At 67.6% G+C, this 22,085-nt stretch carries 17 protein-coding genes and 1 tRNA gene; 10 read left to right on the forward strand and 8 right to left on the reverse strand.

What is annotated here, in order from left to right:
• The first annotated feature begins 15 nt into the window (after window positions 1-15).
• Complete coding sequence (gene hrpB, locus AC5P8Z_RS17950; RefSeq protein WP_495229659.1) at window positions 16-2,520, forward strand: ATP-dependent helicase HrpB; 2,505 nt, start codon at window positions 16-18, stop codon at window positions 2,518-2,520.
• Between the two features lie 160 nt (window positions 2,521-2,680).
• The gene (locus AC5P8Z_RS17955) at window positions 2,681-3,055 is read left to right on the forward strand and encodes a hypothetical protein (RefSeq protein WP_495229660.1); all 375 of its coding nucleotides are present in this window, start codon (window positions 2,681-2,683) and stop codon (window positions 3,053-3,055) included.
• 94 nt (window positions 3,056-3,149) lie between these two features.
• On the opposite strand, the gene AC5P8Z_RS17960 is transcribed toward AC5P8Z_RS17955, so the two are convergent.
• Together AC5P8Z_RS17960 and AC5P8Z_RS17965 are read right to left on the reverse strand one after the other, a co-directional pair.
• Window positions 3,150-3,689, reverse strand: a complete 540-nt coding sequence (locus AC5P8Z_RS17960) for a pseudouridine synthase (protein WP_286072073.1) — start codon at window positions 3,687-3,689, stop codon at window positions 3,150-3,152.
• Between the two features lie 241 nt (window positions 3,690-3,930).
• On the reverse strand, window positions 3,931-4,788 hold the full coding sequence (locus tag AC5P8Z_RS17965) for a class I SAM-dependent methyltransferase (protein WP_495229661.1): 858 nt from the start codon (window positions 4,786-4,788) through the stop codon (window positions 3,931-3,933).
• Window positions 4,789-4,957: 169 nt separating this feature from the next.
• Here AC5P8Z_RS17965 and AC5P8Z_RS17970 point away from each other — a divergent pair, with 169 nt between their 5' ends.
• The 4 genes from AC5P8Z_RS17970 (at window position 4,958) to AC5P8Z_RS17985 (ending at window position 9,390) form a co-directional block, all read left to right on the forward strand.
• Window positions 4,958-5,914 carry an aldo/keto reductase gene (locus tag AC5P8Z_RS17970; RefSeq protein ID WP_495229662.1) on the forward strand — a complete coding sequence of 319 codons (957 nt, stop codon included), beginning with the start codon at window positions 4,958-4,960 and terminating at the stop codon, window positions 5,912-5,914.
• A gap of 643 nt (window positions 5,915-6,557) precedes the next feature.
• A tRNA-Thr gene (locus AC5P8Z_RS17975) sits at window positions 6,558-6,631 on the forward strand.
• A gap of 357 nt (window positions 6,632-6,988) precedes the next feature.
• Window positions 6,989-8,113 carry a slipin family protein gene (locus AC5P8Z_RS17980; RefSeq protein WP_495229663.1) on the forward strand — a complete coding sequence of 375 codons (1,125 nt, stop codon included), beginning with the start codon at window positions 6,989-6,991 and terminating at the stop codon, window positions 8,111-8,113.
• Between the two features lie 56 nt (window positions 8,114-8,169).
• Entirely contained in the window at window positions 8,170-9,390 is a 1,221-nt protein-coding gene (locus tag AC5P8Z_RS17985) for an RtcB family protein (RefSeq protein WP_286070330.1), read from the forward strand.
• A gap of 41 nt (window positions 9,391-9,431) precedes the next feature.
• On the opposite strand, the gene AC5P8Z_RS17990 is transcribed toward AC5P8Z_RS17985, so the two are convergent.
• Window positions 9,432-10,337 carry an NAD(P)/FAD-dependent oxidoreductase gene (locus tag AC5P8Z_RS17990; protein WP_286070331.1) on the reverse strand — a complete coding sequence of 302 codons (906 nt, stop codon included), beginning with the start codon at window positions 10,335-10,337 and terminating at the stop codon, window positions 9,432-9,434.
• Window positions 10,327-10,782, reverse strand: a complete 456-nt coding sequence (locus AC5P8Z_RS17995) for an Rrf2 family transcriptional regulator (RefSeq protein ID WP_286070332.1) — start codon at window positions 10,780-10,782, stop codon at window positions 10,327-10,329. Before AC5P8Z_RS17995 ends, AC5P8Z_RS17990 begins: the two co-directional genes overlap by 11 nt.
• A gap of 184 nt (window positions 10,783-10,966) precedes the next feature.
• Between AC5P8Z_RS17995 and AC5P8Z_RS18000 the strand changes: the two genes are divergently transcribed.
• Entirely contained in the window at window positions 10,967-13,087 is a 2,121-nt protein-coding gene (locus AC5P8Z_RS18000) for a methyl-accepting chemotaxis protein (protein WP_495229664.1), read from the forward strand.
• 91 nt (window positions 13,088-13,178) lie between these two features.
• Here the strand turns inward: AC5P8Z_RS18000 and AC5P8Z_RS18005 are convergent, their stop codons facing one another.
• Window positions 13,179-14,081 (reverse strand): LysR family transcriptional regulator, encoded by a 903-nt coding sequence (locus AC5P8Z_RS18005; RefSeq protein WP_286070334.1) that lies wholly within the window; start codon window positions 14,079-14,081, stop codon window positions 13,179-13,181.
• A 105-nt stretch (window positions 14,082-14,186) separates the two neighbouring features.
• Here AC5P8Z_RS18005 and AC5P8Z_RS18010 point away from each other — a divergent pair, with 105 nt between their 5' ends.
• Window positions 14,187-15,401 carry an MFS transporter gene (locus AC5P8Z_RS18010; protein WP_286070335.1) on the forward strand — a complete coding sequence of 405 codons (1,215 nt, stop codon included), beginning with the start codon at window positions 14,187-14,189 and terminating at the stop codon, window positions 15,399-15,401.
• A gap of 86 nt (window positions 15,402-15,487) precedes the next feature.
• Window positions 15,488-16,297 (forward strand): 2,5-didehydrogluconate reductase DkgB, encoded by an 810-nt coding sequence (gene dkgB / locus AC5P8Z_RS18015; RefSeq protein WP_295567519.1) that lies wholly within the window; start codon window positions 15,488-15,490, stop codon window positions 16,295-16,297.
• A 106-nt stretch (window positions 16,298-16,403) separates the two neighbouring features.
• Here the strand turns inward: dkgB and AC5P8Z_RS18020 are convergent, their stop codons facing one another.
• On the reverse strand, window positions 16,404-17,111 hold the full coding sequence (locus AC5P8Z_RS18020) for an alpha/beta fold hydrolase (RefSeq protein ID WP_495229665.1): 708 nt from the start codon (window positions 17,109-17,111) through the stop codon (window positions 16,404-16,406).
• A 98-nt stretch (window positions 17,112-17,209) separates the two neighbouring features.
• Between AC5P8Z_RS18020 and AC5P8Z_RS18025 the strand changes: the two genes are divergently transcribed.
• Complete coding sequence (locus tag AC5P8Z_RS18025; RefSeq protein WP_495229666.1) at window positions 17,210-17,590, forward strand: YbjQ family protein; 381 nt, start codon at window positions 17,210-17,212, stop codon at window positions 17,588-17,590.
• 61 nt (window positions 17,591-17,651) lie between these two features.
• Here the strand turns inward: AC5P8Z_RS18025 and AC5P8Z_RS18030 are convergent, their stop codons facing one another.
• Together AC5P8Z_RS18030 and mgtE are read right to left on the reverse strand one after the other, a co-directional pair.
• Entirely contained in the window at window positions 17,652-20,372 is a 2,721-nt protein-coding gene (locus AC5P8Z_RS18030; protein WP_495229667.1) for a bifunctional acetate--CoA ligase family protein/GNAT family N-acetyltransferase, read from the reverse strand.
• A gap of 117 nt (window positions 20,373-20,489) precedes the next feature.
• A complete protein-coding gene (gene mgtE / locus AC5P8Z_RS18035) occupies window positions 20,490-21,860 on the reverse strand; it encodes a magnesium transporter (RefSeq protein ID WP_286070338.1) in 1,371 nt (456 codons plus the stop codon).
• Window positions 21,861-22,085: the final 225 nt, after the last annotated feature.

Here is a 22,085-nt window from a genome sequence, read left to right on the forward strand (position 1 = left end):
CCTTATCCTTTGCACATGAACGCCCCGCTCTTCCCGATTTCCCCGTTGCTGCCCCAGATCCAGCAGCACCTGGCCGCGCAGCCGCGGCTGGTGCTGGAAGCCCCGCCCGGCGCCGGCAAGACCACCCAGGTGCCGCTGGCGCTGCTCGATGCACCGTGGCTGCAGGGCCGGAAGATCATCCTGCTGGAGCCGCGCCGGGTGGCCGCACGCAGCGCGGCGCTGTTCATGGCGCGGCAGCTGGGCGAAGAGGTGGGCGGCACCGTCGGCTACCGCATCCGTTTCGAGAACAAGGTTTCGTCGCGCACGCGGATCGAGGTGGTCACCGAAGGCATCCTGACCCGCATGCTGCAGGACGACCCGATGCTGGAAGAGGTCGGCGCGATCCTGTTCGACGAATTCCACGAGCGCCATCTCAGCGGTGACCTCGGCCTGGCGCTGGCGCTGGACGTGCAGGCACAGCTGCGCGATGACCTGCGTCTGGTGGTGATGTCCGCCACGCTGGATGGCGAGCGCTTGGCACGCTTCCTCGATGCGCCGCGACTGAGCAGCGAGGGCCGCAGCTACCCGGTGGCGATCAGCCATTTCCCGGCGCGCCGCGATGAGTCGCTGGAGCTGCAGGTACGCCGCGCGGTGCAGCAGGCGCTGGCCGAACACCCCGGCGACCTGCTGGTGTTCCTGCCCGGCCAACGCGAGATCGCGCGCGTGCAGGCGGGATTGCAGGACGCGCTGGACAGCAGCATCGAAGTGCTGGCCCTGCATGGTGAGCTGCCGGTGGAACAGCAGGCACGCGTGCTGCAGGCAGCCAGCGATTGCCGCCGCCGCGTGGTGCTGGCCACCAACGTGGCCGAGTCCTCGGTGACCCTGCCCGGCGTGCGCGTGGTGATCGACAGCGGCCAGGCGCGCGAACCGCGCTACGACCCCAACAGCGGCTTCACCCGGCTGGACGTGGTGGCCATCGCGCAGGCCTCGGCCGACCAGCGTGCCGGCCGTGCCGGACGCGTGGCCGAAGGCGTAGCCTGGCGCCTGTGGCCGCAGTCGCAGCGGCTGGAACCGCAGCGCCGCGCCGAGATCGACCAGGTGGAACTAGCCGGACTGGCACTGGAACTGGCTGCCTGGGGCAGCAGCGACCTGCGCTTCCTCGACCCGCCGCCGACCGGCCCGATGGGCGCGGCGCGCGAGCTGCTGCAACGCCTGGGTGCGCTGTCGGACTCGGGCGCGATCACCGCGCTCGGCCGGCGCGTGCTGGCGCTGGGTACGCACCCGCGCATGGCGGCGATGCTGCTGGCCGCGCCGGATGCACACGCGCAGGCACTGGCGGCGGATCTGGCCGCGCTCCTTGAAGCGCGCGATCCGCTGCGCCAGGGCGGTGACGCCTTGGCTGCGCGCTGGCGGGCACTGGCGGCGTTCCGTAATGGGCGTGCACCCGGCGACGCCAATCGCAGCGGGCTGGCTGCCATCGATGCCGCCGCCAAGCAGTGGCGCCGACGCCTGCGCTGTGACGCCTCGCCGCCCGCCAGCGTCGAGGCACACCAGCTCGGTGACCTGCTCGCACATGCATTCCCTGATCGGATCGGCTTCCAGCACCCCCACGATCCATTGCGCTACCTGCTGGCCAATGGCCGCAGCGCACGCCTGCACGAACTGAGCGACCTGCGCGGCGAGCCGTGGCTGGTCGCCAGTGAACTGCGCTTCGAAGCACGCGATGCATTGCTGCTGCGCGCCGCACCGGTGGACGAAGGTGCTCTGCGCAAGGCGTGGCCGGAGCGCTTCGTCACCGAAGATGTGGTGCGTTGGGACGGTGAACGCCACGCCCTGGTAGCGCTGCGCGAGACCCGTTTCGACCGCATCGTGCTGGACAGCCGCTCGGCCGGCCGGGTCGATCCGCAGCACGCCGCGCAGGCGCTGACCGATGCGGTGGCCGAGCTCGGCCTGCAGGCGCTGCCGTGGACCGAAGGCCTGCGCCAATGGCAGGCTCGCGTCGAGTCACTGCGGCACTGGATGCCGGAGCTGGACCTGCCCGATTGCAGCGACGACGCTCTGCTGGCCACGCGCGCGCAGTGGCTGCAACCTGCGTTCGCCGGCAAGAGCCGCCTGGATGCGTTGGAGGAGTCCAGCTTCGGCGAAGCGCTGAAGTCGCCGCTGGAGTGGTCGCAGCGGCAGCTGGTCGAGCGTCATGCGCCCACCCGCATCACCGTACCTTCAGGCTTGGAACGGCCGATCACCTACGCGTTGGACAGCGAAAGTGGCGCGCCGTTGCCACCGGTGCTGGCGGTGAAGCTGCAGGAGCTGTTCGGCCTGGCCGATACGCCACGCATCGCCGATGGCCGCGTACCTCTGACCCTGCACCTGCTCTCCCCCGGCGGCCGTCCGTTGCAGGTCACCCAGGACCTGCGCAATTTCTGGGAGAACACCTATGCCGAGGTGAAGAAGGAAATGAAGGGGCGCTACCCGCGGCATCCATGGCCGGATGACCCGTGGACCGCGACAGCCACGCATCGCGCCAAGCCCCGCGGCACCTGAGGGGCGGGGTCGGGTCCCGTTGCATCGCAATGGGCTCCGCCCCCACCCTGCCTGATCCTGAATGGCTGCAGTAGAGTCACACCCTGCGTAGCCCCGGCTGACATACCGTTTACGGGCAACACGCGACACTGGACTTCGACCCGAGGCAAAGGACCCCCGCATGAGCAAGCTCACCGTAATCACCGACCGCGCTCTGGAGCGCGCCCTGGAACTGGCCCACACCGCCGGCGATGGCCTGAAGAGCGCCGGTGGCAGCCTGCGCAACGCGGACTGGATCAAGACCGGCGCCGCCATCGGCGCAGTGAAGACCGGCGGCAAGGTCGCCACCAAGTTCGCACGCCGCAACCCGGCCGTGACCATCGCCGCTGCTGCCGTCGGTGTCGGCCTGCTGGGCTATGCGCTGTACCGCAAGCAGCAGAAGAAGAAGGCCGCCAATGGCCAGCTGGTTGACGGCCAGGCGCATCGCATCAGTGCGCGCGACCGCCGCAACGCCACGGTCGTGGACGAACACAGCGATATCGGCAGCGACGCCTGAGTTGCCGGGTGGGTCGGATCCCTTCCGCAGGAAGGGCTCTGACCCCAACAGCCTGTGAGGGCCGGACGCCACAAGGCCTCCGGCCCTTTCTGTTTCAGCCAATCTGCCGCCACTGTCCCGGCTGCAGATCGTCCAGCCGGTACGGCCCCATCGACACGCGCACCAGGCGCAGCGTCGGCAGGTTCACCGCCGCTGTCATCCGTCGCACCTGGCGGTTGCGGCCCTCGCGGATGGTGATCGCCAGCCAGCTATCGGGCACGGTCTTGCGGAAGCGTACCGGCGGATCGCGCGTCCACAGCGACGGCGCCGGATCGAGGCGCTCGATCTTCGCCGGCAGCGTCGGCCCGTCGTTGAGCACCACGCCGTCGCGCAGCTGTTGCAGCTGCTCATCGCTGGGCGTGCCTTCGACCTGCACCCAGTAGGTCTTGTCGGCCTTGTGCCTGGGATCGGTCAACCTGTGCGCCAGCGTACCGTTGTCGGTCAGCAGCAGCAGGCCCTCGCTGTCATGGTCGAGCCGGCCAGCGGCGTAAACACGCGGCGGCAGGCCGAACCCGGCCAGGGTCGGCCGCGGCGGCATGCTGCGGTCGGTGAACTGGCAGAGCACGTTGAAGGGCTTGTTGAAGGCGATCAGCATTGCGGGCACGGCGGGCGGCGGATGAGGCATTGTCCCACGCCTCGCGCCAGGCAACTGTAGAACCGGAGGCAGCGGCAGGAGCCGCCGCCAACGTCGCGTGCGACGGTCCGAAGGGTGCCGGTCAGGACGGCCGGCATTGCCCACGCTCGGCTGCTGTTGTGCTCCGTCGCGCTGCGCGCGATGAGCCGAGCATCGGCTCGGCTCTACAGGGCAATCCGCGCTGGCAATACGGCGTCCCGGTTTACGGCTTGATGAAGCGCAAGGTCATGCGATCGCTCTCGCCGATCGCCTGGTACTTCGCGTCGTCGGCCTTGTCGTGCTGGTTGGTCGGCGGCAGCGTCCACACGCCATTGGGGTGGTCCTTGGTGTCACGCGCGTTGGCATTGACCTCGCTGCGCGCATCCAGCCTGAAGCCGGCGGCCTCGGCCATCGCGATCACCTGCTGCTGGCCGACGTAGCCGGTGTCATCGTCGTCGGCCACATCGGCCTTGGCGCGATGCTCGACCACGCCCAGCACACCGCCCGGCTTGAGCACGTTGAAGAAGCCCTGGAACATGCCCTGCGCCTGGCCGGCCTTGCGCCAGTTGTGCACGTTGCGGAAGGTCAGCACCACGTCGGCTGAATTGGCCGGGCCGAACACCGGCTTGGCCGGATCGTAGGCGACCACGGCGGTCTTGCTGAACTGTGCCGGGGCGCCGGCGTATTTCTTCTCCAGGCTGTCGCGGCTGCGCTGCTGGTAGTCACGGCCGCGGCCTTCGGGCACGGCCATCGGGTCGACCACGGCGGCGACGTAATGACCCTTGTCATGCAGCAGCGGCGCCAGGATCTCCGAGTACCAGCCGTTGCCGGGGGTGATCTCGATGACGGTCTTTTCCGGAGCCACCTTGAAGAACGACAGCGTCTGCGCCGGATGACGGAAGCCATCGCGCTTGATGTTGTTGGCATCGCGGGTGGGCGCCTTCACCGCCGCCTCGATGGCCGGCGAGACCTGGATCTTCGCCGGCGCCACCGTGGCCGGTGCGGCGAACGCGGGAACAGCAGCAAGCAGGGCCGAAGCAAGCAGCAGGCGGCAGCCACGCAGGGACGAAGCAGGCATCATCGGGACGACTCCAACGGAAGATGCGGCGAGACTAGCAGTCGCAGCGTCCAAGGTGTTCACAAAACGTTAGCGACGTGCGCATCGCGGAACACTGTTTTGTGGTCGCCGCCGCAGCACGGTCACACATCGCGTTCTATTCTGGAGCACTTCCCCCAAGGAGTCCGTGCCCATGACGGCAACCCGCGAACTGGGCCGTTCCGGCCTGCATGTCCGTCCGCTCGCCTTCGGTGGCAACGTGTTCGGCTGGAGCGCCGATGAAAAGGCCAGCTTCGCCCTGCTCGATGCCTTCGTCGATGCCGGCTTCAACCTGGTCGATACCGCCGACGTGTACTCGGCCTGGGTGCCCGGCAATGCCGGGGGCGAATCGGAAACGCTGATCGGCAAATGGTTCGCGCGCAGCGGCAAGCGCGACAAGGTAGTGCTGGCGACCAAGGTGGCCAAGTGGGCCGAGCGCCCCGGGCTGACCCCGGACAACATCACTGCGGCGGTCGAGGATTCGTTGCGCCGCCTGCAGACCGACGTGATCGATCTCTACCAGGCCCACGAGGACGATGAGTCGACGCCGCTGGAAGCCACGTTGGCTGCATTCGGCCGCCTGATCGAAGCCGGCAAGGTGCGCGCCATCGGTGCTTCCAACTACAGCGCCACGCGCCTGGCTGATGCGCTGAAGGTCTCCACCGACTACAAGCTGCCGCGTTACGAAACCCTGCAGCCGGAGTACAACCTGTATGACCGCGCCGGCTACGAGAAGGAACTGGAACCGCTGGTGCAGCGCGAGCAGATCGGCGTAATCGGCTACTACGCGCTGGCCAGTGGCTTTCTCAGCGGCAAGTACCGCACGCCGGCCGATGCAGCCAAGAGCCCGGCGCGTGGCGAGAACGTGGTGAAGCGCTATCTGAACCCGCGCGGCCTGCGCATCCTGCAGGCGCTGGATGACGTGGCCAGCAAGCACGGCGCCAGCGCCGCACAGATCGCGCTGGCGTGGCAGATCGCGCGGCCGTCGATCACTGCGCCGATCGTCAGCGCCACCAGCGTTGAACAGCTGCACGATCTGCTGGCGGCGGCCAACCTGTCGTTGAGCGTGCAGGACGTCGCGCAGCTGGATGCCGCCAGCACGGAAGCCTGACCTGCAGTGCCGGCCGCTGGCCGGCATTGCACAACAGCGAAGAAAATAATTGAACAAAATGGTTGCGCACGACTAAATCGTGGTTTATCGTGCGCACCTCGTTTCAACAACCACTGGAAACTTCCCTTGAACGCGTATTCCGTCGCCATCGCCAAACTGCTGCCATGCCTGCGCATGGACGGGCTGGCGCGCGCGTTCGGCAAGGAAGTCCAGCTGACAACGGCCTGATACCCGCCCTGCGGAGATCGGCCACCCCGATCTCCGAGGCTTGACGACGCCCTCGGAACGCACGTCCCGGGGGCGTTTTCGTTTGCGTCGACACAAGGACCCGCGATGCCAGAACTGCACCCCGCGCGGCAGCCCGCCGCACACTGACCCAGGTTTTTCCGCCCCACCGGAGGATTTTCTCCGCGTGCATGGCAACACCTGGACATTATCTGCATCGCACCCAAACATTATCGCTCGCGATAATGTCGGTGGCCTGCACCCTCGATTCTCCAACGGTCCCCTTTCAACCACGGGCTGGTGCGCGCGGCGTTGCCGTGGCGTATGCCGGAGGTCGCGGACATGCCATCGCCTGGATCGCCTGCTGGAGGCAGGCACCGGTTCGCCGGTACGCGGTTCGATTCCGCGCGGTCCCCAACTGGATAGCTCAGCTTGGTCAGAGCAACGGATCCGTAATCCGTCTGTCGTGGGTTCGATTCCCACTCCAAACCACATGACCTGTCACGTCATGACTTGAAGCAACACCCGGGGCGCAAGCCCCAGCGGCCATCGTCGCCGTCCATCGTCATTGCCTTCGGGCAGGAACGTGGAAGGCAACGGACCGCACGCCGGGCCTCGGCCTGTCACCACTACCTGCCCCACTCTGCTCCGGTGCTGTCTGCCGGCAGCGATGGCCGCAAGGGTGATGACGCACCGAAGGCTCCGCGCGCGGACCGTCCGCCGATGGCCGCCCTCTTCCGCCGCCTGCACGTGGTGTGCAGGCGGCCTCGCCACGACCTGATCGACCCGGGTCATGGTGATTCATCCGCATCGGGTCGAACCACCAGAGCCATACAAGGAGAGACTCCCATGTTCTGGACCATCAAGGTCGTGATCGGCGACGGCGAGCGCGGCCTGGTGTATCGCAACCGTCGTTTCCAGCAGATCCTGCTGCCGGGCGTGCACCGCCTGTCGCCGTTCGGCGGCCGGCCGCACGTGGACCTCCACAACGCATCGAAGGGCGCGGCCTACACCGGCAGCGACCAGGACAGCCTGATCGAAGCGCTGGACGCACAGCTGGACGCGCACTTCGTACTGGCCAACGTCGGCGCCGGCGAAGTCGGCCTGTTGCTGCGCAACGGCCGCATCGACGAGGTGCTGCCGCCGGGCAGCCGCCGTCTGTACTGGCGCGGTTCGGTCGACACTCAGGTACGGGTGATGGCGCTGGGTGACGAGCCGCGCATCCCGCTGGACGTGCAGCAGCGCCTGGGCCAGCTGGGCGTGCTGCCGCGTGTGGCGGTGATCAGCACCGTGCCGAGCGAGTCGGTCGGCCTGCTGTTCATCGACGGTACGCTGCGGCAGACGCTGGATGCCGGTCTGCACGCGTTCTGGAACTTCAACGGCAACGTGTCGGTGGAGCGTGTGGAGCTGCGTGCACGGTCTCTGGACGTGTCCGGCCAGGAACTGCTGAGCCGCGACAAGGTGACCCTGCGGGTGAACCTGGCCGCGACCGTGCAGGTGGTCGACCCGGTGCGTGCACACCGCACGCTCAGCAATGCCGATGAGTTCATCTATCGGCAGCTGCAGTTCGGCCTGCGCCAGGCGATCGCCGCTCGCAGCCTGGACGAACTGCTGGGTGACAAGGCCGCGCTGGACGGCGAGATTGCCGCCCACGTGCAGGGCGCGATCGAGGGCCACGGTGTACGCCTGCTCGGCGTCGGCATCAAGGACGTGATCCTGCCGGGCGAGATGAAGGAGATCCTCAACGGCGTGGTGCTGGCCGAGAAGCAGGCCCAGGCCAGCGTGATCCGTCGCCGCGAGGAGGCCAACGCAACGCGTTCGCAGCTCAACACCGCAAAGCTGATCGAGGACAACCCGGTGCTGATGCGCTTGAAGGAGCTGGAGGCGCTGGAGAAGGTCACCGAGAAGATCGACAAGCTCACCGTGTTCGGCGGCCTGGATGGCGTGCTGAAGCAGCTGGTGACGATCAGGTAGGGGGTAGCGGCGGCGCAGGGACGCGCCGCCGGCCCATCAAGGACTTCAACAGGACAATGGACACTCAACACAACTATCAATGGCTGCACGCCGAGGGCACCACGCCGATCAAGGGCTGGGTCAACGGTGTGCCGCTGGAAGCACAGGCCCACGAGCAGCTGCGCAACATCGCCGCGATCCCGTTCGTCGGGCCGTGGGTGGCGGTGATGCCGGACGTGCACCTGGGCAAGGGCGCGACCGTGGGTTCGGTGATCCCGACCCGTGGTGCGATCATCCCGGCCGCGGTCGGCGTCGACATCGGCTGCGGCATGGCGGCGGTACGTACCACGCTGCGCGCCAACGACCTACCCGATGACCTGCGACAACTGCGCAACAGCATCGAGCGCAGCATCCCGGTCGGCAATGGGCGCGGTGGCGAGCATCACCGCATGCCCGACAGCATCCACACCCGGCTGGTGCAGTCCGGACTGGCCGCCGGCCTGGAGAAGATCAAGGACAGGCACCGCAGGATCCGCACCGACAAGCTGGACCGTCAGCTGGGCACGCTGGGCGGCGGCAATCACTTCATCGAGCTGTGCCTGGACGAGACGGACACGGTGTGGGTGATGCTGCACAGCGGCTCGCGCGGCACCGGCAACCTGATCGGCACGTACTTCATCGAGAAGGCGCGCGAGGAGCTGGCACGGCGTGTGCTCGGCTTCCACCTGCCGGACAAGGACCTGGCGTTCTTCATGGAGGGCGAGCCGCTGTTCGACGACTACGTTCAGGCGGTGTCGTGGGCGCAGGACTACGCCCGGCAGAACCGCGAGGCGATGATGTCGCGGGTGCTGGCCGAGATGCGCCACCGCTTGCCAAAGTTCCAGCTGGCCGCGGTGGCGGTGAACTGCCACCACAACTACGTGCAGAGGGAAACGCATCACGGCCAGGAGCTGCTGGTGACACGCAAGGGCGCCGTCAGCGCGCGCGAGGGCGAACTGGGCATCATTCCCGGCAGCATGGGCACGCGCAGCTACATCGTGCGCGGCAAGGGCAACGCGGACAGCTTCCACAGCTGCAGCCACGGTGCCGGCCGGGTGATGAGCCGCGGCACGGCACGCCAGCAGATCACGCTGGCCCAGCATCGCGAGGCCACCGCACACGTTGAGTGCCGCAAGGACAGCGGCGTGCTGGACGAGTCACCGGCGGCGTACAAGTCGATCGATGATGTCATGGCCGCCCAGCTGGACCTGGTGGACGTGGTGCACACGCTGCGGCAGGTGCTGTGCGTGAAAGGGTAATGGAACGGTGCCGGCCAAGGCCGGCACCCACCGGAACACGTTCAGCGCGCCACGCTGTCTTCAGTCACCAGCGCGTGGTGCACGCCGATGCCCGCACGCACGCCCTCGGCAGCAGCCAGGGTGATGTTGCCAACCGTGGTTGCATCGCCGGCAGCGTACACGTTCGGCAGCGAGGTCTGCTTCATCGCATCGACCTCGATCAGCACGCCCAGCGGGCTTTCCACCAGGGTGCAGCCCAGCTGCTGCACCAGCGGCGTCGCCATCGTCTGCGTGGCCGGCACGAACAGCGCGCGTTGCGCGATGCGGCGGCCATCAGCCAACTCCACTTCCAGCCAGGTCGGCTGTTCGCCCTGCACGCCCACCACCGGCGCGGTCTCGATCTGCACGCCGCGCTGCTGCATGGCGGCCCGCTCCTCATCGGTGATCGGCAGGCCCTGGCTGAAGAAGGTGACATTTCCCCAATCGGCGAACAGCGGCGCCTTGCTGGCGGACATCGGGTGCCCACCAAGCAGACCGATTGCGCCACCACCCACTTCGTAGCCATGGCAGTAGGGACAATGCAGCACGGTGTTGCCCCAGCGCTCGGCCAGCCCCGGCAGCTCCGGCAGCTGGTCGGTGATACCACTGGCCAGCAGCAGCTTGCGAGCAGCCAGCACCTGGCCGTCAGCGGTGTGCACTTCGACGCCTGCGGCGGTGGCGGATGCCTGCACGGCCTCGGCGTGCAGCCAGCGTACGCTGGGGTAGTCCAGCAGTTGCTGGCGCGCGGTCTTCAGCAGCTCGGCGCCACTGGTGCCATCCAGCCCCAGCACGCCATGCGAATGGCTGGCGAAGCGGTTGCGCGGCAATCCGGCGTCGATGACCGTGACCGGGCGGCGGGCACGGGCCAGGATCAGTCCGGCGGCGATGCCGGCATAGCTGCCGCCGACGATGAGCACATCAGGATTCATGGTGACCTTCCAGCGAGCGGTGATGGGCGAGATGACGGGCGAAGTCGGCGCCGAGCTGGTCCAGCGTGGTCGCCTGCAGGCGCGCTTCCAGCACCCGCTGCGCCTCGCGCGCGCCCTCCAGCAGGGCGTTGTTGACCAGCTGCTGGATGGGGCAGCCCTGGCCGGCATTCCGCGTGCCGACCTGCACCAGCGCAGGCGCCCCGACGGCCAGATAGATGTCGTGCAGGGTGATCGTGGCGGCATCGCGTGCCAGCTGGCTGCCACCGCCATGGCCACGCGTGCTGTTCACCAACCCGGCCTTGTGCATCTGCGCCAGCAGGCGGCGGATCACCACCGGATGGGTCGGTAGGCACGCGGCCAGCTGTTCGGAGGTGCGCGGGCCCGGCTGGCCAACCAGGTGGGCCATCACGTGCAGCGCATCGGAGAGGGGGTTCGCTGATTTCATGTAACTACCATAGTTACATTTAAATCACCTGTCGAGGGTCTGCTTTCGTTCCATATGGACACATATGTCCTATTAAATGTTTCCTTCACATCGCTAAATGAAACGGGAATGTGATTCACGTCGCACTTCAGAGCAGAGTGGCGCGGGTCGATACCGAATCGCCCCTTCCCGAGAGTCCTTCCACATGAATGCGTCTGTCCGTGCACCGCGCCTGCAGTCCAAGCTGCTTGGTGCGGTCTCCGTTGGCTTGGCCGTGGTCCTGTTGTGCGCCCTCGCCGGCCTGGCCACCGCCTGGTTGAAACTGTCCACCGAGGTTCCGCCCGAAGTTGCGCACAGCCGCGATGCAGAACGCCTGCAGCGCGAGTTCCGCGGCCAGGTGCAGGAATGGAAGAACGTGCTGCTGCGCGGCCACGACGATGCCCTGCGCCAGCGCCATCTGGATGCCTTCGACAGCGAGGGCCGTCTGGTCGAGCAGCTGGCCAAGGGCCTGGTGACCAGCCCGGACGCGCGCACGCGTGAACTCGCAAAGGCCTTCATCGGCCTGCACGCGCAGTTGCAGAAGGACTATCACGCTGCCCTGCAGGCATTTGCAGAGGCCGGCTACGACCCCGCCGCCGGCGACAACCTCGTGCGCGGCAAGGATCGCCCGGTGGCGACGGCACTGGATGCGCTGAGCACGCACGCCACGCAGGTGGCCGAAGCGGCGGTGGCCGCGCGTTCTCAGCAGGCACGGCAGACGTTGTTGCTGTGCGCGGCGCTGACCGTGCTGGCCGCGGTGCTGCTGCTGATGGGCCTGGCCTGGTGGTTGCGGCGTGCCGTGGTGCAGCCGGTGCTGGCAGTGGAAGCCGCCGCCCGTGCGGTGGCCGCCGGTGATCTGCAGCATGTGGTGCAGGTGCGCAGCCGCGACGAGATCGGTCGCCTCGCGCAGGCCATGCAGGCGGTGCAGTCGACACTGCGCGGCGTGCTGGATGCACAGGCCGCGATGGCGCAGGCGCATGAGGCCGGCACCATCAGCCACCGCATGGACGCCAGCGCCTTCCCCGGCGCCTTCGGCACCATGGTGGCCGACAGCAACACGCTGGTGGATGCGCACATCCAGGTGAAGATGCGCGCGATCGCGATCATGGGGCGTTACGCCGTCGGTGACCTCAGCCAGGACATGGAACGCCTGCCCGGCGAAAAGGCCGTGATCACCAATGCGTTGGATACCGCCAAGGCCAATCTCGGCATGATCAACGGCGAGATCCGCCGCCTGGCCGAAGCCGCCGCCGCCGGCGACTTCAGCCAGCGTGGCGACAGCGCGCGCTTCGAGCATGACTTCCGCGCGATGGTCGACGGCCTGAACCGCCTGATGCAGGCCACCGAGCTGAACCTGGGCGAGGTTTCCAGCATGCTGCGCGCGATTGCCGACGGCCGTCTGGGCGCGCGCATGCACGGTGATTTCCAGGGCGTGTTCGCGCGCATCGCCGGTGACGCCAACACCACCGCCGCGCAGCTGGCGACCATCGTCACCGACATCAAGCACGCCTCCGGCAACATCCACACCGCCGCCGCAGAGATCGCCGCCGGCAACAATGACCTGTCGCGCCGCACCGAACAGCAGGCCGCCAACCTGGAAGAAACCGCTGCCTCGATGGAGGAACTGACCTCCACCGTGCGCCAGAACGCCGAACACGCACGCCAGGCCAACCAGCTCGCGATCGGCGCGCATACGGTCGCCTCGCACGGCGGCAGCGTGGTCGGCCAGGTGGTGGCGACGATGGGTGCGATCGAGACCTCGTCGCGGCAGATCGCCGAGATCATCAGCGTGATCGACGGCATCGCCTTCCAGACCAACATCCTGGCGTTGAACGCCGCAGTGGAAGCCGCACGCGCGGGCGAGCAGGGTCGCGGCTTTGCGGTGGTGGCCAGCGAAGTGCGCACGCTGGCGCAGCGCTCGGCCGCCGCCGCCAAGGAGATCAAGGCACTGATCGAGGCCTCGGTGGAACAGGTCGGCCATGGCGCGCAGCGCGTGCGCGAGGCGGGCGACACCATGGCCGAGATCGTGGCGTCGGTGCAGCGCGTGACCGACATCATGGCCGAGATTTCCGCGGCCTCGCAGGAACAGAGCGCTGGCATCGAGCAGGTCAGCCAGACGGTGATCCAGATGGATGGCACCACCCAGCAGAATGCCGCGTTGGTGGAGGAGGCCAGTGCCGCCGCGCGCAGCCTGGAACAGCAGGCGAACCGGCTGATCGATGCGGTGGATGTGTTCGATCTGTCGACCGCCGCCGCAGCGAAGGATGCGCTGGCGCGCGCAGCCTGATCCTTTGCAGGCAGCCGAGCGCGGGCTCGGCTCTACACCGGGCCGTCAATCGTTCCGGGCTCTGTAGAGCCGAGCCTGCGCTGGGCGCACATCAACGCAGGTAATCGCTCTGCGCCATTGCTTCACCCAGGTAGTCCAGGAACGAACTGATCCGCGCCGAAACGGCGGTGTTGCGGTAGTACACCGCATGGATCGGCTGGTACACGTCCAGCGTCTGCGCAGACAGCACCGGCACCAGCGTGCCGGCGGCGCGGTCGCGGTCGGTCACAAAGTCGGACAGGCAGGTGATGCCCACGCCTTCCACTGCCAGCCGGCGCAGCGTCTCGCCGCTGGACACCGCGATGTCCGGGTGCACCCGCAGCAGGCCATCGGCATCGCCCGGCAGTGGCCAGTGATTCAATGATTCCGGTTCGTTGAAGCTGAGCAGCGTGTGCTGGCCCAGCGCCGCCACGCTGGCCGGTTCGCCATGTGCGGCCAGATAGGCCGGGCTGGCCACCAGACGCAGCCGGCAGCGGCCCAACGGCCGCGCATGCAGGGTGGAATCGGCCAGCGGCCCGATCCGGATCGCCAGGTCGGTGCGCCGTTCCAGCAGGTCGATGTAGCGCTCGGAGCTGTTCAACTCCAGCTGCACTTCCGGATAGCGCGCACGATAGCCGGCGACCAGCGGCGCGATCACATGCAGCACGAACGGCATCGCCGCATCCACGCGCAGGCGTCCGGCCGGGCGCTCGCGGCGGGCGGCCATCTGTTCCTCGGCCGATTCCACCGCGTCGATGATCGCCCGGGCATGGCGCAGGTAAGCTTCGCCCTCGGCGGTCAGGTGCAGGCGGCGCGTGGTGCGGGTCAGCAGGGTGGTGCCCAGCTTGTCCTCCAGCCGCCCCAGCGCACGGCTGACGCCGGAGGGCGTCTGCCCCAGCTGCTCGGCCGCGGCGCTGATCGAACCGCTGTCGATCACCGTCAGGAACGCCTGCATTTCATCGAGGGTGGTTTTCATGCCGCCATTATTGACCACGCGGCAAGAGTGATTGGCGTGAAGATGGGTTTTTAGGCAAAGGTGGACCGCGCACACTGCGCGCCTTCCTTCCCTCTGGAGCCTGCCATGATCCGTGGCATTCCCCTTGCCCTGCTGGCCCTGACCCTCGGTGCCTTCGCCATCGGCACCACCGAGTTCGTCATCGTCGGCCTGATTCCGACCATCGCCGCCGACCTGCAGGTCAGCCTGCCCTCGGCCGGGCTGCTGGTGTCGCTGTACGCGCTGGGTGTAGCGATCGGCGCGCCGGTGCTGACCGCGCTGACCGGCCGCGTGCCGCGCAAGACCCTGCTGGTGGCGCTGATGGTGCTGTTCACCGTCGGCAACGTCATCGCCTTCCTGGCGCCGGGCTACACGTCGCTGATCGCCGCGCGCATCCTCACCGGCCTGGCACATGGCGTGTTCTTCTCGATCGGCTCGATCATCGCCACCGCGGTGGTGCCGAAGGAGAAGGCAGCCAGTGCCATCGCCATCATGTTCACCGGCCTGACCGTAGCGCTGGTGACTGGCGTGCCGCTGGGCACCTTCATCGGCCAGCACCTGGGCTGGCGCGCCACCTTCCTGGCCGTGGCCGGGCTCGGTGTGATCGCACTGCTGGGCGCGCTGCTGTTCGTGCCGCGCAGCGTGCCGCAGAGCGCCCCGTCCAGCTTCCGCCAGCAGATGGCGGTGCTCGCCCAGCCGCGCCTGTTGCTGGTCTATGCGATGACCACGCTGGGTTATGGCGGCACCTTCCTGGCGTTCACCTACCTGGCGCCCATCCTGCAGGACGTCACCGGTTTCTCGGCCAACGCGGTCAGCCTGGTGCTGCTGGTGTACGGCGTATCGGTGGCGATCGGCAACCTGTGGGGCGGGCGCCTGGCCGACCGCATGGGCCCGGTGCCCGCGCTCAAGCGTATCTTCGCGCTGCTGGCCATCGTGCTGTTCGCGCTCACCTTCACCGCCTGGAACGCCTGGCTGATGCTGCTGACCGTGCTGGCGCTGGGCGCCGTGGCATTCGGCAACGTGCCCGGCCTGCAGGTCTATGTGGTCAAGCAGGCGCAGCGCTATGCACCGCAGGCCACCGACGTGGCCTCGGGCCTGAACATTGCCGCCTTCAACATCGGCATCGCGCTGGGCGCCTCGCTGGGCGGCCTGGTGGTGGAGCACGTCGGCCTGATGCACACGCCGTGGCTCGGCGCGCTGGTGGTACTGGGCGCCTATGCGCTGACCGTGCTCAGCGGCCGCCTGGACCGTCGTGATGGCATCGAGGATCGTGCCGACGGCATCGCCGTGGCCGCGCACTGATCCATGCAATGCAGCGTTGCCGGCATGCATACGGCACCTGTCCTACCCTCTTTCCCTTGCAACTCCCTCCCCCCTTGGAGCTTTCCATGACTGTTCCCGCCTTTGGCCTTGGTACCTTCCGCCTGAAAGACCAGACCGTGATCGACTCGGTGCGCAATGCACTGGATGTCGGCTACCGCGCCGTCGATACCGCGCAGATCTACGGCAACGAAGCCGAAGTCGGCCAGGCCATCGCCGAGTCCGGCGTGCCGCGTGATGATCTGTACCTCACCACCAAGGTGTGGATCTCCGAGTTCAAGCACGATGCGCTGCTGGCCAGCCTGCGTACCAGCCTCGAAAAGCTGCGCACCGACCGCGTCGACCTGGCACTGATCCATTGGCCCTCGCCGAACGACAAGGTCGACGTGCCGATGGAGGAGTACCTGCCGGCGCTGGCCGAAGCCAAGGCGCAGGGGCTGACCAGGGCGATCGGTATCTCCAACTTCACCATCGCCCAGACCCGCAAGGCGATCGACATCCTCGGCGCCGATGCGATCGCCACCAACCAGATCGAGATCCATCCGTACCTGCAGAACCGCCTGCTGGTGAAGTTCCTGCAGGACAACGGCATCCACATCACCGCCTACATGAGCCTGGCGTATGGCGAGGTGATCAAGGACCCGGTGATCCAGGCCATTGCCGGCCGCCACCAGGCGACGCCCGCGCAGATCGCACTGGCCTGGGCCCTGCAGCAGGGTTACTCGGTCATTCCGTCTTCGACCAAGCGCGAGAACCTGGCCAGCAACCTGGACGCGGCCGCGATCCGGCTGACCGACGAGGACATGGCGCAGATCGCCAAGCTGGATCGGGGGCACCGCCTGGCCAATCCGGAAGGCATTGCGCCGGCCTGGGATTGATGGCGACCGCGGTTGCGGAACCGAATCGGTAGGTGCCGACCTGCGTCGGCACTGACCTGTGATTGATCGTTGAAACAGCGTGCCGACCCAGGTCGGCACCTACCGTTCACTCCGTGCCCTGCAGCAACCACCCACGCATCGCTGCACTGACTTCTTCAGGCTTCTCCATCGGCGCCAGGTGCCCGCAATCGGGCACCACCACCAGCTGCGAATGCGGCACCAACGCATGCATTTCCTCGCTCACCGCCAGCGGCGTGATGCGGTCGTTGGCACCGCACACGATCAGCAGCGGATCGCGGTAGCCCGCCAGCACGTCATGGCCGTCGCGCCGCTCCAGCGCACTCTGGCGCAGGAATACCTCCGCCCCCAGGCGGGCGGTCATGTCGCGCACGCGCTGCACCAGCACGTAGTCGTCCAGCCGCGAGGCGTCGATGTAGCTGCGCATCAGCGCATCGCCGAAGCCGTGGAACCTGCCCGGCAGGCGCACGCTGGCGCGTTGGCTGCGGCGCTGCTCGGCGCGCTCCGGTGAGTCGGCGTGGATCGAGGTGTCAACCAGCGCCAACTGCACTACGCGCTCCGGAGCGATGCGCAGGATCTGCTGGGCGACGAAGCCACCCAGCGAGAAGCCGGCCAGCGCAAAGCGCTCCGGTGCCTGTGCCAGCACATCCTCGGCCACTGCCTGCAGGGTCTCGCCACGGGTCTGGTCACCCACGGTGCAATCGGCAATGTCGGCCAGGTCTGCCAACTGCGCGCGCCACAGCTCGGCATCGTTGAGCAGGCCAGGCAGCAGCAACAGGGGGATACGGTCGGTCATGGGGCTATTGTCGCGCCGGCGGGGTGACGGCACCATGCCGCAACGGGTGATTGCACTGTAGAGTCGAGCAAGCTCGACTCTACGACACGGGCGCGACCATGGCAGACCCCTACAACAGCAGCCCCACGTCCCCGCCCGCGCTGCGTTTCGACGATGCGCTGGTCACCACCGCCTTCGAGCTGCCCGGCCATCGCGTGGTGCGCAACCTCGGCGTGGTACGCGGCATCACCGTGCGCTCGCGCTCGATCGTCGGCAATTTCCTCGGCGGCATCCAGACCCTGTTCGGCGGCAACATCACCATCTACACCGAACTGTGCGAACAGGCGCGCGAGGAAACCTGCCGCGACATGGTCAAGCACGCGCGACAGTTGGGCGCCAACGCGATCATCGGCATGCGCTACGACGCCACCGATGTAATGACCGGGCTGACCGAGGTGCTGTGCTATGGCACCGCAGTGGTGGTGGAGCCGGTGCGCTGATGCTGTAGAGCCGAGCCCATGCTCGGCTCAGGCGCAGGGGCAGCCGAGCGTGGGCTCGGCTCTACAAAGGCGTTTGGGGCACCTCAACCTGCTGCACCGGCAGGGTCACCATCATCACCGTCGGGTCGTCCGGGTCGAGTTTCATCCTGAACCCCAGGCTCTGGCACATCGCCAGCATGGTGCTGTTCTCGCGCAGCACCTGGCCTTCGACCACGTCCAGGCCCAGCCACTTGGCGTACTCGATCATGATCGCCATCAACCGCCAGCCGATGCCGTGGCCCTTCAGGTCCGAGCGGATCAGGATGCCGTACTCGCCGCGGTGGTAATCGGCATCGGCGTGCAGGCGTACCGCACCGAGCATCTCGCCACTGCGCGGTTCGATCGCCACCAGTGCGATCGAGCGCGCATAGTCCAGCTGGGTCAGACGCGCGATGAATTCGTGGCTGAAGTGCTTCACCGACTGGAAGAAGCGCAGCCGCAGGTCCTCGTCGCTGACACGGGCGAAGAACGCACGGAACAGTGCATCGTCTTCCGGACGCACGGGGCGCACGAACGCGCGTCCGCCATCGGACAGTTCGATGGTCCGCTCCCACTCCTTGGGATACGGGAACACCGAGAAGCGCGGATGGCCACGGCCCTTGTGCAGGATGCGCGACGGCGCCACCGCCACGCGTGCGTCGAGGGCAAGAATGCCCTTGCTGTCGACCAACAGCGGGTTGATGTCCAGCGTGCGCACTTCGGGAATGTCTGCGGCCAGTTGTGCCAGCTTCACCAGCGCCAGGGCCAGTGCGCGTTCGTCGGCTGCAGGCACATCGCCGTAGGCCTTGAGGATGCGCGAGGCACGGGTCTGCCCGATCAGCTCATGGGCCAGGCGCAGATCCAGCGGTGGCAATGCCAGTGCCTTGTCGTTGATCACTTCCACGGCCGTGCCGCCGCGACCGACCACAATGACCGGGCCGAAGGTCGCGTCATCGGCAATGCCGACGATCAGCTCACGTGCCTTCGGTCGGATGATGGTCGGCTGCACCAGCAGGCCATCGATGCGCGCGTCCGGCCGTAGCTGGCGCGCACGCGAGAGGATTGCGTTGGCGGCGCTCTGCACTGCCGGCAGCGTCGTCAGGTTCAGGCGCACGCCATCGACTTCCGACTTGTGCGGAATGTCCGGTGACAGGATCTTCAGCGCCACGCTGGCGCCACGCTCCAACAGCGGCTGCGCCAGGTCCATCGCCTCGTGCGCATCGCGCGCGTGCATCACCGGCGCCGACGGAATGCCGTAGGCCTTCAGCAGCTCATGCGTGGCCAGCGGGTCCAGCCACTGCTGGCCGTTGGCCAGCGCGGCATCGACCAGCGTGCGTGCGGCCGCCGCGTCGACACTGAAGTCCTGCGGCAGGCTGGGAGGCGTCTCCATCAGCGCGTTCTGCGCCTCGCGGTAGCGCACCAGATGCTGGAAGCCGCGCACCGCTTCAGCCTCGGTCGGATAGGTCGGCACCCGTGCTGCGTTGAGCGTGGCGGTGGCCTGGTCATCGTTGCCCAGCCAGACTGCGAACACCGGCTTGTCGCGGTGATGGCGCGGGCGCAGGCCGAGCGTGCGGGTCAGCGCCTGCGCAGCGTCTGCGGACGAGGTGAAGGCGGTGGGCACGTTGACCACCATCACCGCGTCGTTCTCGTTGTCGGCCAGCAGCGCTTCGATGGCGGCGGCATAGCGCTCACCATCGGCGTCGACCACGATGTCGACCGGATTGCTGCGCGACCAGCCCTGCGGCAGTACGGCGTCGAGCTTTTCGACCGTGCTGTCGGACAGGTTGGCCAGCGTGCCACGCAATGCGATCAGCTGGTCCACGGCAAGGCGACCGACGCCGCCGCCGTTGCTGAGAATCGCCAGGCGGCGGCCCGGGAAGGTGCCCAACCGCCCCAGCGATTCGGCAGCGGTGAACAGTTCATCCAGCGCACCCACGCGCAGCAGTCCGGCACGGTTGAACGCGGCGCCGTACACGTCGTCGGCGCGGGCCAGTGCCTGCACATGGGTATCGCGGCTGCCCGGCTGCACGCGCTCGGCGCGGCCGGACTTCACCACCACCACCGGTTTGGCGCGCGCGGCGGCACGGGCGGCCGACATGAACTTGCGCGCGTCCTTGATCTGCTCGACATACAGCAGGATGGCGCGGGTGCGGTAGTCGGTGGCGAAGTAGTCGAGCAGGTCGCCAAAGTCGACGTCCATCGTGTCGCCCAGCGACACCACGGCGGAGAAGCCGACCGAGCGCGCTACACCCCACTCCACCAGCGCGGCGGCAATGGCCGAGGATTCGGAGATCAGCGCGAGGTCGCCAGCCTGCGGGAAGTGCGCGGCGATGCTCGCGTTGAGCCGTGCATGCGGTGCGATCACGCCCAGGCAGTGCGGGCCGAGGATGCGCAGGCCATGCTTGCGCGCCACCGCCTCGACCTGTGCAGACAACGAGCCCGGGCCTTCGCCCAGGTGCGCGGTAAGGATGATCGCGGCCTGCACGCCGCGTTCGGCGGCGGTGCGCACCACCTGCGGCACGATCGCCGCCGGTGCGGTGATGACCACCAGGTCCGGTACCCAGTCCAGATCCTTCAACCGCTTGATCGTGCGGATGCCATCGATCTCGGCATGCCGCGGGTTGATCCACGCCACCTTGCCCGGGAAGCCGGTGCCGCGCAGGTTGCGCATCACCGCGCGGCCGGCCGAACGCTCACGCGGGCTTCCGCCGATCACCGCGACCGACTGCGGACGGAACACAGACTGCAGGTGGTAGGTGCTCATGCGCCTACGGTAACCAAATTCCAGGGCGATGGGGTCAGATCCCTTTCCTCGGGAAAGGGATCTGACCCCCGAGTGACCGTGGCGCGTGCCCGCCAAGGTGGGCACCTACCAGAGCAGTTACAGCAGAGTGCCGTGCAGGATCATCGCGGCGATGCTGAAGTAGATCACCAGCCCGGTCACGTCCACCAGCGTAGCGACGAACGGGGCCGAGGCGCTGGCGGGGTCGAAGCCGAGGCGCTTGAGGATGAACGGCAGCATCGAGCCGGACAGCGAGCCGAAGGTGACGATGCCGACCAGTGCCGCGCCAATGGTGATCGCCAGCAGGATCCAGTGCTCGCCGTAGTCATGCAGGCCGCCCAGCTGCCAGATCACGATGCGCACGATCGCCAGGCAGCCGAGGATGGCACCCAGCACCATGCCGGTCGGAATCTCGCGGATGGCCACCTTCCACCAGTCGCGCAGGCGCAGTTCGCGCAGCGCCAGGCTGCGGATCAGCAGCGAGGTGGCCTGTGAACCGGAGTTGCCGCCTGAACTCATGATCAGCGGAATGAACAGGGTCAGCACCACCGCGCGTGCCAGTTCGTCCTCGTAGTGCTGCATCGCGCTGGCGGTCAGCATCTCACCCAGGAACAGCACGCTCAGCCAGCCGGCGCGCTTGCGCAGCATCTCGAAGAAGCCGATCTGCATGTACGGCTTGTCCAGCGCTTCCATGCCGCCGAACTTGTGCGCGTCCTCGGTGGATTCCTCGATCAGCGCATCCAGTACGTCATCGACGGTGACGATGCCAAGCATCTGCTGCTGCGCATCGACCACCGGGATCGCCAGCAGGTCGTGGCGACGGATCAGCCGGGCCACTTCTTCCTGGTCCATCAGCGCGTCCACCGTCACCGGTGGGTTGACCTGGGCCACGTCCAGGATCGACTCCTCCGGCAGGCCGGTGATCAGCCGGCGCATGGTCACCACCTGCTGCAGCTGCTGGCTGGTCGGGTCCAGCACATAGATCGCGTACACCGTCTCGCGGGTTCGCTCGACCTGGCGGATGTGCTGCAGGGTCTGCGCAACGGTCCAGCTGGCGGGCACGGCCACGTACTCGGTGGTCATCAGCGCACCGGCGGTGTTCGGCGGGTAGCTGAGCAGCTTCTGGATGGCCTGGCGGGCATCGGTACCGAGCAGCGGGATCAGCCGTGCGCGTTCTTCTTCGTCCAGTTCGTGGACGATGTCGGTGGCCCGGTCATCGGCCATCAGCCCGAGCAGTGCGGCGGCGCGGGCCGGCGGCAATGCGGCCACCAGCTCGCCGCTGCGGTGCAGCTCCGGCGCTTCCAGCATCTTCACCGCACGCGGCAACGGCAGCGCAGCCAGCGTTTCCGCGGCGCGGCCCAGTTCCAGCGTGTTGAGGAATTCCACCGCATCGGCGGTGTTGTAGTTCGCCAGCGGCGCGGCCAGGGCGGCGGCATCGGCCACCGGGCGCAGCAATTGCTTCTGGTTCATCGGGTTTGCCTTGTGGGGGTGCGACCTCGCGCAACGCCAACGCAGGCAAACCGTCCCGATGTCAGGCGGTGGCCATCGCTGGCGTCGAACGAGGTCGACTTCTACTGTCGCTGGACATGGGTTGGGGACTCCGGGATGCGTGTGCTGGCGGACGCGCCGCCAGCGGCGGGCAGTCTGGACCCGTGGACCATGCAGGTCAACCCGGTCCCGCCGCGGCAGCGCCCT

This window comes from Stenotrophomonas sp. YJH_SMC_17, assembly GCF_059371655.1.